Origin of the sequence: Brevundimonas vesicularis (assembly GCF_027886425.1) — a bacterium.
Lineage (GTDB): Bacteria > Pseudomonadota > Alphaproteobacteria > Caulobacterales > Caulobacteraceae > Brevundimonas > Brevundimonas vesicularis_C.
In genome coordinates this window covers 2,042,928-2,056,303 of record NZ_CP115671.1, presented here as the reverse complement: position 1 = coordinate 2,056,303, position 13,376 = coordinate 2,042,928, and the positions used below count along the sequence as shown (strand labels likewise).

The following is a 13,376-nucleotide window of genomic DNA, read 5'->3' as shown; positions in this document are numbered from 1 at the left end:
AGCCTACGTATCAGCCGCGCTGTTCGATCGGCACATAATCGCGCTGGGTCGGGCCCGTGTAGAGCTGACGCGGGCGACCGATCTTCTGCGACGGATCGGCCATCATTTCCTGCCACTGCGAGATCCAGCCCACGGTGCGGGCCAAGGCGAACAGAACGGTGAACATGGTGGTCGGGAACCCCATCGCCGACAGGGTGATGCCCGAATAGAAGTCGACGTTCGGGAACAGCTTGCGCGAGGTGAAGTATTCGTCCGACAGGGCGACCTTCTCCAGCTCCTTGGCGACCAGGAACAGCGGATCGTTTTCGCGGCCCGTGGCGGCCAGCACTTCATAGGCCGACTGCTGCATGACCTTGGCGCGCGGATCGTAGTTCTTGTACACGCGGTGGCCAAAGCCCATCAGCTTGTACTTGCGGTCCTTCACGCCCTGGATGAACTCCGGGATCTTGTCCGGGGTGCCGATTTCCTTCAGCATCGTCAGCGCTTCTTCGTTGGCGCCGCCGTGCGACGGGCCCCACAGGCAGGCGATGCCGGCGGCGATACAGGCGAACGGATTGGCGCCCGACGAACCGGCCAGACGCACGGTCGAGGTCGAGGCGTTCTGTTCGTGGTCGGCGTGCAGGGTGAAGATGCGGTCCATGGCGCGAACCAGGGCCGGATCGACATGATAGTCCTCGGCCGGAACGGCGAAGCACATGCGCAGGAAGTTTTCGGCGTAGGACAGGTCGTTGCGCGGCGAAACGAACGGCTGGCCGATGTGGTATTTATAGGCGCGGGCCGCGATCGTGGGCATCTTGGCGATCAGGCGGATGGCTGAGATGTCGCGCTGGATCGGATCGTGGATGTCCAGGCTGTCGTGATAGAAGGCCGACAGGGCGCCGACGGTGCCGACCATGATGGCCATCGGGTGGGCGTCGCGGCGGAAGCCTTCGAAGAAGCGATCGAACTGGCTGTGCAGCATCGTGTGGGTGGTGATGCTGTTTTCGAACTTCTCGTACTGGGCGGCGGTCGGCAGTTCGCCGTGTAGCAGCAGGTGGCAGACCTCGACGAAGTTCGACTTCGACGCCAGCTGGTCGATCGGATAGCCGCGGTGCAGCAGCACGCCAGCGTCGCCGTCGATATAGGTCAGCGCCGATTCACAGGCCGCCGTCGAGGTAAAGCCGGGATCGAAGGTGAAGGCGCCCGTTCCCGCATAGAGTTTGCGGATGTCGATGACGTCCGGACCGGTGGAGCCCGAAAGGACCGGCAACTCGATCGTCTTGTCCTCGAAGGACAGGGTCGCCGAGCCGGCGGGTTTGGCTTGTTCAGTCATGAATGCCCCTTTGCATCACACGTCCAGGCGCGGGGAGGCGTCGGCCGCTTTTTGGTTTGTGGGTGATCACTTAGTCTGTTGCAGCGCATCATCCAAGCGCCCGAGACTTTCGTCGCGCCCAAGAGCCGACAAAGTTCGTGCAATATCAGGTGATGTTGACCCTGCGGTAAGCGCTGAGCGCATTGGCGGGCCGATCTTTCCGAACCCGACGCCCTCGGATTCCGCAAAGGTCTTGAGCTCGGCTTCCAGCGCGAAGACGTCCCAGGATTGGAACAGGGACAGCCGCTCATGCAGGCGGGCGAGGCGATCCAGCGTCTCACAGGACAGCAGCGCCTTCGCCTTGTCGTCCAGGATCAGCGGACGGGATTTCAGAACGAAGGCGGTTTGGTCGGCCAGATCGAGGATCGTCTTGGCCCGGTCCTTGACGAAAGGCATGGCGCGCTGGAGGCGGGCTTCATCCGCCTCCGCCAGGGCGTGACCCTTCTGCAGATGCGCATCCAGCGTCAGCTTGGCGAGACGTTCGTCGTCGGCGAGGCGCAGCCAGTGCGAATTGACGTGGGCCAGCTTGTCGAAGTCCAAGCGGGCGGGCGCCTTGCCGATGCCGGCGAGATCGAACCATTCGATGGCCTGAGCGTCGCTGAACAGTTCGTCGTCGCCGTGCGCCCACCCCAGGCGAGCCAGATAGTTGCGCATGGCCTCGGGCAAGTAGCCCAGCTCGGCGTATTCATGCACCGCCTGGGCGCCGTGACGCTTCGACAGCTTGGCGCCGTCCGGTCCGTGGATCAGGGGGATGTGGGCGAAGGTCGGACGCGTCCAGCCCAACGCATCGTAGATCAGGCTCTGGCGCGCGGCGTTGTTCAGATGGTCGTCGCCGCGAATGACGTGGGTCACGCCCATGTCGTGGTCGTCCACAACGACGGCGAGATTATAGGTCGGCGCGCCGTCCGAACGCAGCAGAACCAGATCGTCCAGGTCGTCGGTCGACCAGTTCACGTCGCCCTGGACCTCATCGGCCACCGTGACCGTCGTCGCCTTTGGCCGACGGAAACGCACGACGTGCGGCGAGGCCAGATCATCTACGGTCGGCTCGCGGTCGCGCCAGGGCGATTCGAAAGTGCGCTTTTCGGCCTTGGCCTCATCGCGCAGACGACCGGTCTCCTCGGCCGAGGTGAAGTCGCGGTAGGCGTGGCCGGTTTCGAGCAGTTGATCGACCACCTCGCGGTGGCGGTCGGCCCGGCTGAACTGGAACACCGGCTCGTCGTCGGCGAACAGCTCCAGCCAGCTCAGGCCGTCGAAAATGGCCTTCACCGCCTCATCCGTCGAGCGTTCACGGTCGGTGTCCTCGACCCGGATCAGGAAACGTCCAGCGTGTCTCTTGGCGTACAGCCAGTTGAACAAAGCGGTTCTCGCCCCGCCGATATGCAGATAGCCTGTCGGCGAGGGGGCGAAGCGGGTGACGACAGTCGAGGAAGGTGAGGTCATGGGGGAGGGGTCCGTAAGCGAGGCCCTTATACGCCCCGATGCGGCAAAACCTACCCCCGCTGCGCGATTGCGCGCCTGGCTGCACGCCGAGGTCGCCGCCCAGACCCTGAGATGGCGGCTATGGGCGCCGGTCGCATTCGGAGCGGGCGGAGGCGTCTATTTCGCCCTGCGAGCCGAGCCAGTCTTGTGGCCCCTGTTGTTGGGCGCCGCCTTGGCCTTTGGGCTTTGGGTGATGGCGCGCCGGCGCGGCGGGTCGCGGCGTCTGACCTGGCTGCTGTTGATGGTGGCCTGCGCGTCAGGTGGGCTGGCGGCGGCCAAGGTGCGCACCGAAGCCGTCGCCGCGCCGATCGCGCCCGCCCTCAGCGAACCGACCTTGATCGAAGCCTGGGTCGTCGATGTCGACAGCCCGGGGCAGCGAGGCGCGCGGGTCGTGATCGCGCCGGTCTGGATTCGCGGACTGGCGCCCGAAAAGACGCCGGTGCGCTTGCGGGCGACGGTGCGGGGCGAGCCGCCGCGGCCCGGCGAAGCGATCCGCTTGTTTGGCATTCTGAATCCGCCGCCTGCGCCGGCCAGCCCCGGCGCCTACGACTTCGGCCGCAACGCCTTCTTCCAAGGTATGGGCGGCGTGGCGTTCGCCTTGGGTGAAACGCGTGGGGCCGAGCTTGCCCCGCCGCCGTGGCGACTTCGACTTGAAATGGCGGTCAACGGCGCCCGTTTCGCACTGGCCGAGCGGATCGTGGCAAGACTCGGCGAACGGACCGGCGGGATCGCCGCCGCCATGACGACCAGTCACGAAACCTGGATCAGTCAGGAGGACATGGATGTGATGCGCGATTCCGGCCTGGCGCACATCCTGTCGGTGTCAGGGCTGCATATGGCCATCGTCGGCGGTTTCGTCTTCTTCGCCGTGCGGCTGGGCGTGGCGGCCTGGCCTTGGTTGGCTCTGCGGGTTCACGGCAAGAAGGTCGCAGCATTGGCGGGCCTCACGGCGGTCGGGGTCTATCTGGTGGTGTCGGGCGCGCCGCCGCCGGCCGAGCGGGCGGCGATCACCGCCTCCATCGCCTTTCTCGCCATCCTGCTGGATCGACAGGCGGTGACGATGCATGGCCTAGCTGTGGCGGCCTTCATCGTTCTGGCGATCCAGCCTGAAGCCATCGTCACGCCGGGCTTCCAGATGTCGTTCGCGGCGACGGCGGCTTTGGTCGCCCTGGTCGAGGCCTGGCCGAAGCGCCCGCGCGAAATATCCGCGCCCTGGCCGATCCTGGCCATGCAGCGGCTGGGCGGTTGGTTGACGGCGGCTGTCGCGGCCAGCGTCGTCGCAGGATTGGCGACGGGCCCGTTCGCCATGCAGCATTTCAACCGCACCGCCATGTACGGACTGCTCGCCAATCTCGGCACGTCGCCCGTGGCGGACTTCATCCTGATGCCCGCGCTGGCCTTGGGCGCAGCGCTGGAACCCTTGGGGCTGGGGGGACCGTTCCTGACGGTCGCGGGATGGGGCGTGGACCTGATGTTGGCGATCGGCGCCTGGACGGCGGGATTGCCCGGCGCAGTCAAAACGGTCGCCAGCGCGCCCAACTATGTCCTGCCGGTCGCCTTTCTGGGCGTATTGTTCGTCTGTCTGTGGCAGGGCCGGCTGCGATGGTTGGGACTGCCCTTCGCAGCCGCCGTCCTGATCTGGCCACGTGCGCCGACGCCAGACCTCTGGATTGGCGATGGCGGGACGAACGCCGCCTTTCACCGTGATCAGGCGGCCGTCGTGGTCCGGCCTGGCGTGCGCGAGTTTGCAGTCGATCTCTGGTCGCGGCGACGAGGGCTGACCATGATGGATCGGTCGGAGACGGGCTGGGTCTGCGACCGCTTCTCCTGTCGACCGGACACCAATGAGGCGGGTCCCGTGGCGATCTGGTGGGGGCGAAAGTCGCCAAGCTCAGATCAGATGGAGACGTTATGCCGCGCAGCGCCCGTCGTCAGCGTCCGCGCCGTCGTCTCGTCGATCCCAAGCGCCTGTCAGGATCGCCTTGTCTTGGACGGCATAGACTTCTCGCGGGGTGGGGCGGTGGAGTTGTGGCGCGTCCGTTCGGGCGAGCCGAATCGATGGCGAGCGGTGTGGACGGCCGACGTTCGTGGCGACCGCCCCTGGGCGCGTCAGCCCGATCCGGAGGTCAGTGATAGCGGCGCATAAGGCCGACCAGCTTGCCTTGGACCGCGACCTGATCCGAGCCATAGATCTTGGTCTCGTAGTTGCGGTTGGCGGGTTCAAGCGCGATCGAGGCGCCTTTCTTGCGAAGGCGTTTCAGCGTCGCCTGCTCGCCCTCGACCAGAGCCACCACGATCTCGCCGGAGGCAGCGTTGTCGGTCGATTTGATCACCACCATGTCGCCGTTCAGGATGCCTGCCTCGATCATGGAGTCACCTTCGATCTCCAGCAGGTAGTGCTCGCCCGAGCCCAGCATGGACTCCGGAACCGGATACCGGGCCGTTTCATGCTCGATCGCATCAATCGGTGTGCCGGCGGCGATCTTGCCCATCAGCGGCAACTCGCGGGTGTCGTTGGCCGCCATCGGGGCCGCAGGTCGGACACCCCCGCCGCCCTCGATGACGTCGGGCTTGAACCCGGCGCGACCGCGCGGCGCGCCGGCCGTCGCCTGTTCGGGCAGTTTCGTGACTTCCAAAGCGCGAGCGCGGTGAGCGAGACGGCGGATGAAGCCGCGTTCCTCCAGCGCCGTAATGAGTCGGTGAATGCCGGACTTGGAAGCCAGATCGAGCGCCTCCTTCATCTCGTCGAACGAAGGGGAGACGCCGGTCTCCTGGATGCGTTCATGGATGAACATCAGCAGTTCATGCTGTTTGCGCGTGAGCATCGCCAGGCCCTCATGCGCCCGCCGACGAATCGGAACGGGCCGTGAACATTTGTCGATGTTCTGTAAGTGTTCCTTGCTAATGTCAACTTAACGGCGAGGCTTGCCGCCGCATCTCGGCTCAGATGAACAGCAACTGACGGGTCGCCGCCTCAACATCGGCCTGGCGCATCAGGCTCTCGCCGACCAGGATCGCCTGGGCATGGGCAGCCGAGACGCGCGCCACGTCGTCGGGCGTAAAGATGCCGCTCTCGGCGACCAGCAGAGCGCGCACCGGGCTGAGCATGGACAGCCGCTCCGTGGTTTCCAGATCGACCTCAAACGTGCGCAGCGAACGATTATTGACCCCCACCAGATCGCCGCCGAGCGCACAGGCGCGCGCCATTTCTTCCTCGTCGTGGGTCTCTATCAGCGCATCCATGCCGAACCGTTCGGCTTCCGATAGCAGCTCGGCGGCCAACCGGTCATCGACCATTGCCAAGATGATCAGGATGCAGTCGGCGCCCAAGGCGCGGCTTTCGGCGACCTGCCAGGGATCGACCAGGAAATCCTTGCGCAGGCAGGGCAGGGCGACGGCCTCGCGGGCCTGCCCCAGATAGGCGTCGTCGCCTTGGAAGCTGGGGCCATCGGTCAGGACCGACAGACAGGCCGCGCCACCGGCCTCATAGGCGCGGGCCAGGGCCGGCGGATCGAAATCGGGCCGGATCAGGCCCTTGGACGGGCTGGCCTTCTTGATCTCGGCGATCAGGGCGGGACGACCGGTTTCCTCTCCGACCCGCTCCAACGCAGCGCGAAAGCCGCGCGGGACCGATGCGGCGCGGGCCAGGGCTTCAATCGTGTCCTGTGAGGTCGCCGCTTTGCGGGCGGCGACGTCCTCGCGCTTGTAGGCGGCGATGCGGTCCAGAACGTCGGTCATGCGGGCTCTTCGCTTTCCAGCGGCGTGGAGGTGATGCGGGCCAGACGATCCAGCGCCTCGGCGGCTCGACCGTCGTCGATGGCGCCAGCCGCGAGCGCGGCGCCCTCGGCCAGATCGGCCGCGCGATCGGACACCACGAGGGCGGCGGCGGCGTTCAGCAGCACGATGTCGCGGTAGGGTCCGGCCGCGCCAGCCAGAAGCGCGCGCAGGGCGACGGCATTCTCCTCGGCGTCGCCGCCGCGAATGTCTGCAATAGAGGCGCGCGGCAAGCCGGCGTCCTCGGGCGTGACCTGGAAGCGACGAACCGCGCCATCCTTCCATTCGGCGACGTCCGTGGGGCCGGAAGTCGCCAGTTCGTCCAGGCCTTGGCCGTGAACGGTCCAGGCCCGGGTGGCGCCAAGCCGGCCCAGCACCTCGGCCAGCGGCTCCAGCAGGCGCGGATCATAGACGCCCATGACCTGTCGTCTTGCAGACGCCGGGTTCGAAAGCGGTCCCAACAGGTTGAAGACGGTGCGAAAACCGATCTCGGCACGCACCGGCCCGACGTGACGCATCGCCCCATGATAGGCGGGCGCGAACAGGAAGCAGATACCGGCCTCGTCCAGCGCCTTCTTCTGCTGCGCCTGCGACGCCATCAGGTTTACGCCCAAAATCGACAGAACGTCGGAAGATCCTGATTTCGATGACATTGCGCGGTTGCCGTGCTTGGCGACCTTCAGACCCGCGCCGGCTAGAACCAGGGCCGCGGCGGTCGAGATATTATAGGTGTGCTGACCGTCGCCCCCGGTGCCGCAGGTGTCGATCACCTCATAGGGATGATCCAGCGTCAGGGCGGCCTCGCGCATGGCGCCCGCGAAGGCGGCGATCTCGTCCACGGTCTCGCCGCGCATCCGCATGGCGGTGACGGCGGCGGCGACCTGCGACGGGGTCGGCTCGCCGCGCAGGCAGGCGGCGAAAAAGTCGTGCGCCTGCTGGGACGTCAGGGGATGGCCCTCGACCAGTCGGGCGAGGATCGGCTTGAATCCGTCGCCCACGGTCAGGCGGCCGCGAGGCGCTTTACGCCGGCGATCTCGAGGAAGTTGGCCAGCATGTCGTGACCGTGTTCGGTGGCGATGGATTCGGGGTGGAACTGCACGCCGTGGATCGGGCGGGTGCGATGCTGCAAACCCATGATCTCGCCGTCGGCGGTCCAGGCGGTGACTTCCAGGCAATCGGGCAGGGTTTCGCGCTTTACCGCCAGCGAGTGATAGCGTGTGGCGGTGAAGGGCGAGGGCAGGCCTGCGAAGACGCTCTGGCCCTCATGCAGGATCGGCGAGGTCTTGCCGTGCATCAGGGTCTTGGCGCGGATGACGTCGCCGCCGAAGGCCTGGCCGATGGCCTGATGACCCAGGCACACGCCCAGGATCGGCATCGACGCTGGCGCGGTCGTGATCAACGGCAAACAGATGCCCGCCTGATCGGGCGCGCAAGGGCCGGGCGACAGCAGAACGGCGGCGGGGTTCAGCGCCCACGCCTCGTCCACCGTCAGGTCGTCGTTGCGCACCACATGCGTCGGCGCGCCCAACTCCGCGAGGTAGTGGACGAGATTGTAGGTGAAGCTGTCGTAGTTATCGACGACGAGGATCATGGCTTGGCTTCTAGGCGTGACGCGCGTCCGCGCCAAGCGGGCGCGGCCTTAAAGCGCATTTTAACTCGACGGGACTAGGACTGGGCCGGTGAAACTCGCCGCTGAAAAAGACATCGCCGCCAAGATCGCCGCCGCAAAGGCGAAGCTGGTCGTGGTCGAAACCCGGCCCAACCCCGTCGCCGCGCTTGGCGCAGCCGCGCTCGCGGCCACCGCAGCGGTTCTGATGGCAGGCGTCGTCATCATCGGGCCGGGCGTGCAGTTCAACGACCCGGCAATGACGATTTCGCGCTAGCGATTGCCGGTGCGAAAGCGCCAGGCGTCTTCCGCCGCCCGCATCGGCGCCCGCGCCTTGTGCTGGGTCTCGGCATATTCGGCCGCAGGATCGCTGTCGGCGACGACGCCCGCCCCGGCCTGAACGAAGATCCGATCGTCAGCGAACAGGGCGGTGCGCAGGGTGATGCAGATGTCCGCCTCGCCGCCGGCTGAAATATAGCCGACGCCGCCGCCGTAACCGACGCCGCGCTTTTCGCTTTCCAGTTCGTCGATGATCTCCATCGCGCGCACCTTGGGCGCACCCGACAGGGTCCCGGCGGGCAGAGCGGCCAGCAGCGTGTCCACCGCATCCAGCCTGGGATCGGCCTTGCCGCGCACGTTGGAGACGATGTGCATGACCTGGCTGTAGCGCTCGACGACAAAGCTCTCGGTGACTTCGACCGTGCCGGGCGCCGCGACGCGGCCCACATCGTTGCGGCCGAGGTCCAGCAGCATCAGATGCTCGGCCAGCTCCTTGGGATCAGCCAGCAGTTCGACTTCCAGCGCCTTGTCCGCCTCTGGCGTCGCGCCGCGCATGCGGGTGCCGGCCAGCGGCCGGATCGTGACCTCGCCGTCCTTCAGCCGAACCAGGATCTCGGGGCTGGAGCCGGCGAGCTGGAAGCCTTCGAAGTTCAGATAGAACAGATAGGGCGAGGGGTTCTGGCGACGCAGCGAGCGATAGAAGGCGAAGGGATCGTCCGTCCACGGAGCTGAGAACCGATGGCTGAGCACGACTTGGAAGATGTCGCCGGCGCCGATGTAGTCCTTGGCCCTGGCGACCATCTCGCCGAAGGCCGGCTGGTCCACCGGCGAGGTGAAGACGGGAGGCGGCGTTTGCTGCGGAGCGGCGCGAACGGGCAGGGGTTCGCGCAAGGCCGTCTCGAACGCATCCAGCCGCGCCGTCGCGGTGTCGAACGCCTCTTGCGGGGAGATGCCGGCGTCGGGATAGGCGGCCGATACCAGAACGATCTCATGGCGAACCGAATCGAAGATGGCCACCAGCGACGGCCGTGTCAGCACGGCGTCGGGCAGATTGAGCGGATCAGGGTTTGGCGCGCCCAGCGGCTCCAGCAGTCGCACCATGTCATAGCCGAAGACGCCGAACAGGCCGGCGGCCATAGGCGGCAATCCCTCCGGCAGATCGAACTTCGACGCCGCGATCAGTGCGCGCAGGGATTGCAGCGCCGGCAGGGGTTCGGCCATGAACCGACCTTCGCCTATGGCTGAGCCGCGCGACAGTTCCGCCGCGTTGGATCGACAACGCCAGACCACATCGGGATCCAGCGTCAGGATGGAATAGCGTCCCTTGACGGCACCGCCCTCGACCGATTCCAGCAGACAGGCGTACGGCCGATCGCGCCCCAGCTTTAGATAGGCCGAGACCGGGGTTTCCAGGTCGTCGATAATCCGGCGAACCAGGACCTGCGGCCGACCAGCCGAAAGGCCGGCCGCGAAGGCGTCGAGCGTGATGTCGCGCGAAGCGTCGTCGGTCATTGCGCCGGTGCGGCGGGCGTTGCGCCACCCGACAGACCCAGGGCCGACAGCGCCTGGGCCGGGTCGTTCTTGGCCTTGGAGCGCTGAGCGCCCGCCGAGACCGACGATTCGACCATCGCCTGCACCAACTCCTGGGTCAGGCGCGGGCGGACCTGCTCAGCCAGCGGACCGGCTACGGCCGGATTGGCGGCGCGGACGTTGTCGACGCGGCCGACCACATAGGCGGTTTGCGACGCCGGCTGCGAGAAGGCCTGGCCCTTGGATTGGCCGAACAGACCTTGAAGCACGCCTTGACCCAGGGCTTCCTGGGTCTGCTGATTGCGGATGACGCCGGTGCGCACGGTCAGCGGCGCATTGACCGAGCGGGCGACCGCGGCGATGTCTTCGCCATTGCGCACGCGGGTCGTCAGCTCTTCAGCCTTGGCCGACAGGCGACGCATTGTCTCCCGCTGGATCCATTGGGCCGCCAGCGGCTCGCGAACCTCTGCCAGGGTCGGCAGGGCCGACGGGCGGATGTCGTTGACGCGCACGGCGAAATACTGGCCCTGACCGGCGTCGATGACGTCGCTTTCGCCGCCCTTGGTCAGGCTCCAGGTCGTCTCGAAGATTTGTGGCGGGGCGTTCAGCGCCTGACCGTTCGGCAGCTTGCCGTCCTTGGTGAAGGGCGGCAGATCGACGACGCGACCGCCGGCCTCACGCGCGGCGTCAGCCAAGTTCTTGCCCGCCGTACGGGCGGCTTCGTACTTCTCGACCTTGGCGTAGGTCTGGGTCTTCACATCCTCGGCGCGCAGTTCCTGGATCAGTTCCTCGCGAGCGCTGTCCAGCGTCGCGGGCGCGGCGGGTTGGACGGCCGTGACCTTGGCGACGGCGAAGCCGACACCGGCCTGGACCGGGTTGGACACCTGATTGGCTTGCAGGCCGAAGACGGCGGCTGCGGTTGCGGCGTCGCCGATGGCCGAGCGGGGCGTTTCGTTGAAGGCGGCCGGCGTGATGTTGTTGGCGCGGCCGACGTCGGCGGGCGATTGGCCCGCGCGCAGGGCGGCGGCGATCTTCTGGGCCGTCTCGCGGTTTGGCGCGGTCAGGGTGACGAACGAGCGCGTCTCAGGCTTGCTCAGCGTGTCCTTCTTGAACTCGAAGCGCTCGCGGATGCGGTCTTCCGAGATCGGCGCATTGGCTGAAGCCTCAGGCGTGAACAGAACCACCGACACCATGCGGAACTCGGGCGCGCGCAGGCGGTCGGCGTTCTCCTGGATGAAGGCGTTTAACTGGGCGTCGGTCGGGGCGGGAATCTGACCGGCCATCGCGGGGGTAACCTCGAACCAACGACCGTCGCGGCTTTCGAAGGCGGAACCGGCCAGCAGCGCGCCATAGATGCGCGGCACGCGGGCGCCGGCGAAGACGGCGGCGCCGAAATGCTCCGTGGCGTATTGGTCGCGCAGGTCCTGCTCCAGCATGGCGGGGGTCAGGTTCTGCTGCGCAAGCGCAGCCTCATAGGCCTGCTGGTCGAACTGTCCGGTGACCGAGTTGAAGAAGGCCGGAATCTGGCGGATTTGCTTGACAATCAGTTCCTTGCCCGGGCGGATGCCCGCCTTGTAGGCCCAGTTCAGGAAACCCAGCTGTTGCGTCTGCTCGGTCAGGAAGCGCACGTGGATGTTTTCTGCAACCAGCTCCTGGTTCGTCAGGGGACGGCCGACCTGCTGCTGCAACCGTTCACGCACCTGATCGAAGGCGGTGCGGAACTCGACTTCGTTCATCGAGCGGTCGCCCGCGTCGATGACGTGTTTCGGTCCAAGGTTGGAGAAGACGTCCATCCGCGCGCCGACGATCACGAAGCTGATCGCGATCAGGACAAGCAGGGCGGCCGCCCATTTGGATCGAGAGAAGGCGCGGAAGGCGGTGAGCATTCGAAAACCCGGGACTGGCCGATATTGGCGTCAATCGTCGCGTATAGTCGGGGCGGGGCCGCCGCTGCAAGGATGGCTTCGTGTCCGGATTGCGGCGGCGCCTCTTGGCTTGGCGGTTTTCGCCTTCTAGACAGGCGGCCATGAAACAATCCGTGAAGATGATCGTCGGCAATTGGAAGATGAACGGCGTCTCGGCCGCCTTGGCGCAGGCTGAGGCGATCAGGGACGCCGTCGGAACGACGGGTCAAGGATGCCGTGTGGTGCTGTGCCCGCCGGCGACGCTGATCGAGCGTATGCAGTCCGCCCTGGCGGGCAGCGGCGTGGCCGTGGGCGGTCAGGACTGCCATGAGAAACCCGCCGGCGCCTTTACCGGCTCTGTCTCGGCCGAAATGCTGGTCGACGCCGGCGCGACCGTGGTGATTCTCGGGCATTCCGAACGCCGCTCCGCTTTCGGCGAGACCGATGCGGACGTCGGCGCCAAGGTCGAGGCCGCCGTCGCCGCCGGGCTGGAGCCCATCGTGTGCGTCGGTGAAACCTTGCAGCAGCGCGAGGCGGGCAACGCTATCGCCGTCGTGTCGGGTCAGGTCGTGGGATCGCTGCCGTCAAGCCTGGCCGAGCGCGACTTCGCGGTGGCCTATGAACCCGTTTGGGCCATCGGGACGGGCCTGACCCCCACTCTGGATCAGATCGCTGAGGTCCATGCCGCCGTGCGCGCCGCCATCGTCGCAAAGCTGGGAGAAGGCGCTCGCACCGCGCCCATTCTGTATGGCGGTTCGGTCAAACCGGAGAATGCGCGCGACATCCTGGCCACGGCGGAAGTCGGCGGCGCCCTGGTCGGCGGCGCGTCCTTGAAGGCCGAGGATTTCATGCCGATCGTCAACGCCGCCGCGTGACGTTTGCCCCTGGCGCGCTTCGATGATAGAGGCCGCCGCTTGATCGGCGCAGATCCGCGCCCACATGAATGACGCCATGCTCCAGACCATCCTGCTCGTCGCCATCATCATCGTCGCCATCGCGCTGACGGGCATCGTCCTGCTTCAGAAGTCCGAGGGCGGCGCCCTGGGCATGGGCGGCGGTCCGTCGGGCTTCATGACCGCGCGCGGCGCCGGCAATCTGCTGACCGTCACCACCTGGTGGCTGGCGGCCGCGCTGTTCGCCCTGACCATCATTCTGACGGTCGTCGGCAATATGGATCGCGCCTCGGTGTCCGGCATCGACGCCGACGCTGTGGGTTCGTTGGCCACGACGCCGCAGACCCAGACGCAGCAACCCGCCCAGCAGCAGCCCGCTGCGCCGGCCAAACCGGCGACGCCCTCGCTGGATGATCTGGAAGCCAGCCTGCCGTCGGCCTCCACCGCTCCGGCGCCGGCTCAACAGCCCGCCCAATAGGGCTCCGACAGAGACCCGAGTTTCCGAAAGCGCGCCGCAGGGCGCGCTTTCTTCTTTTGATCAACAGTTCGATTCGACG

General features: G+C 66.7%; 12 protein-coding genes. 4 read left to right on the top strand and 8 right to left on the bottom strand.

The features are described from left to right. Positions 1-10: 10 nt before the first annotated feature. Positions 11-1,312: a citrate synthase gene (gene gltA, locus PFY01_RS10615; RefSeq protein ID WP_045811199.1), complete on the bottom strand. Its 1,302-nt coding sequence runs from the start codon at positions 1,310-1,312 to the stop codon at positions 11-13. A 66-nt stretch (positions 1,313-1,378) separates the two neighbouring features. Next, positions 1,379-2,794: a glutamate--tRNA ligase gene (gene gltX, locus PFY01_RS10610; protein ID WP_271041257.1), complete on the bottom strand. Its 1,416-nt coding sequence runs from the start codon at positions 2,792-2,794 to the stop codon at positions 1,379-1,381. A gap of 67 nt (positions 2,795-2,861) precedes the next feature. Between gltX and PFY01_RS10605 the strand changes: the two genes are divergently transcribed. Further along, entirely contained in the window at positions 2,862-4,979 is a 2,118-nt protein-coding gene (locus PFY01_RS10605; protein ID WP_333780214.1) for a ComEC/Rec2 family competence protein, read from the top strand. Here PFY01_RS10605 and lexA read toward each other — a convergent pair. The 4 genes from lexA to PFY01_RS10585 form a co-directional block, all read right to left on the bottom strand. After that, complete coding sequence (gene lexA / locus PFY01_RS10600) at positions 4,960-5,658, bottom strand: transcriptional repressor LexA (protein WP_039247444.1); 699 nt, start codon at positions 5,656-5,658, stop codon at positions 4,960-4,962. The genes PFY01_RS10605 and lexA overlap by 20 nt on opposite strands. 118 nt (positions 5,659-5,776) lie before the next feature. After that, entirely contained in the window at positions 5,777-6,571 is a 795-nt protein-coding gene (gene trpC, locus PFY01_RS10595; RefSeq protein WP_271041255.1) for an indole-3-glycerol phosphate synthase TrpC, read from the bottom strand. Continuing rightward, positions 6,568-7,605, bottom strand: coding sequence for an anthranilate phosphoribosyltransferase (gene trpD, locus PFY01_RS10590; protein ID WP_271041254.1), 1,038 nt, complete (start codon positions 7,603-7,605; stop codon positions 6,568-6,570). Before trpD ends, trpC begins: the two co-directional genes overlap by 4 nt. Before the next feature lie 2 nt (positions 7,606-7,607). Then, the gene (locus PFY01_RS10585; protein ID WP_271041253.1) at positions 7,608-8,198 is read right to left on the bottom strand and encodes an anthranilate synthase component II; all 591 of its coding nucleotides are present in this window, start codon (positions 8,196-8,198) and stop codon (positions 7,608-7,610) included. An 88-nt stretch (positions 8,199-8,286) separates the two neighbouring features. On the opposite strand from PFY01_RS10585, the gene PFY01_RS10580 reads away from it, so the two are divergent. Beyond that, the gene (locus PFY01_RS10580; protein WP_055809137.1) at positions 8,287-8,490 is read left to right on the top strand and encodes a hypothetical protein; all 204 of its coding nucleotides are present in this window, start codon (positions 8,287-8,289) and stop codon (positions 8,488-8,490) included. On the opposite strand, the gene trpE is transcribed toward PFY01_RS10580, so the two are convergent. Both trpE and PFY01_RS10570 read right to left on the bottom strand, forming a co-directional pair. Next, entirely contained in the window at positions 8,487-10,004 is a 1,518-nt protein-coding gene (gene trpE / locus PFY01_RS10575; protein ID WP_271041252.1) for an anthranilate synthase component I, read from the bottom strand. The genes PFY01_RS10580 and trpE overlap by 4 nt on opposite strands. After that, complete coding sequence (locus tag PFY01_RS10570; RefSeq protein ID WP_271041251.1) at positions 10,001-11,908, bottom strand: peptidylprolyl isomerase; 1,908 nt, start codon at positions 11,906-11,908, stop codon at positions 10,001-10,003. Before PFY01_RS10570 ends, trpE begins: the two co-directional genes overlap by 4 nt. 140 nt (positions 11,909-12,048) lie before the next feature. Between PFY01_RS10570 and tpiA the strand changes: the two genes are divergently transcribed. Beyond that, positions 12,049-12,801, top strand: coding sequence for a triose-phosphate isomerase (tpiA, locus tag PFY01_RS10565; protein ID WP_271041250.1), 753 nt, complete (start codon positions 12,049-12,051; stop codon positions 12,799-12,801). 64 nt (positions 12,802-12,865) lie between these two features. Further along, a complete protein-coding gene (secG, locus tag PFY01_RS10560) occupies positions 12,866-13,297 on the top strand; it encodes a preprotein translocase subunit SecG (protein ID WP_017503940.1) in 432 nt (143 codons plus the stop codon). Positions 13,298-13,376: the final 79 nt, after the last annotated feature.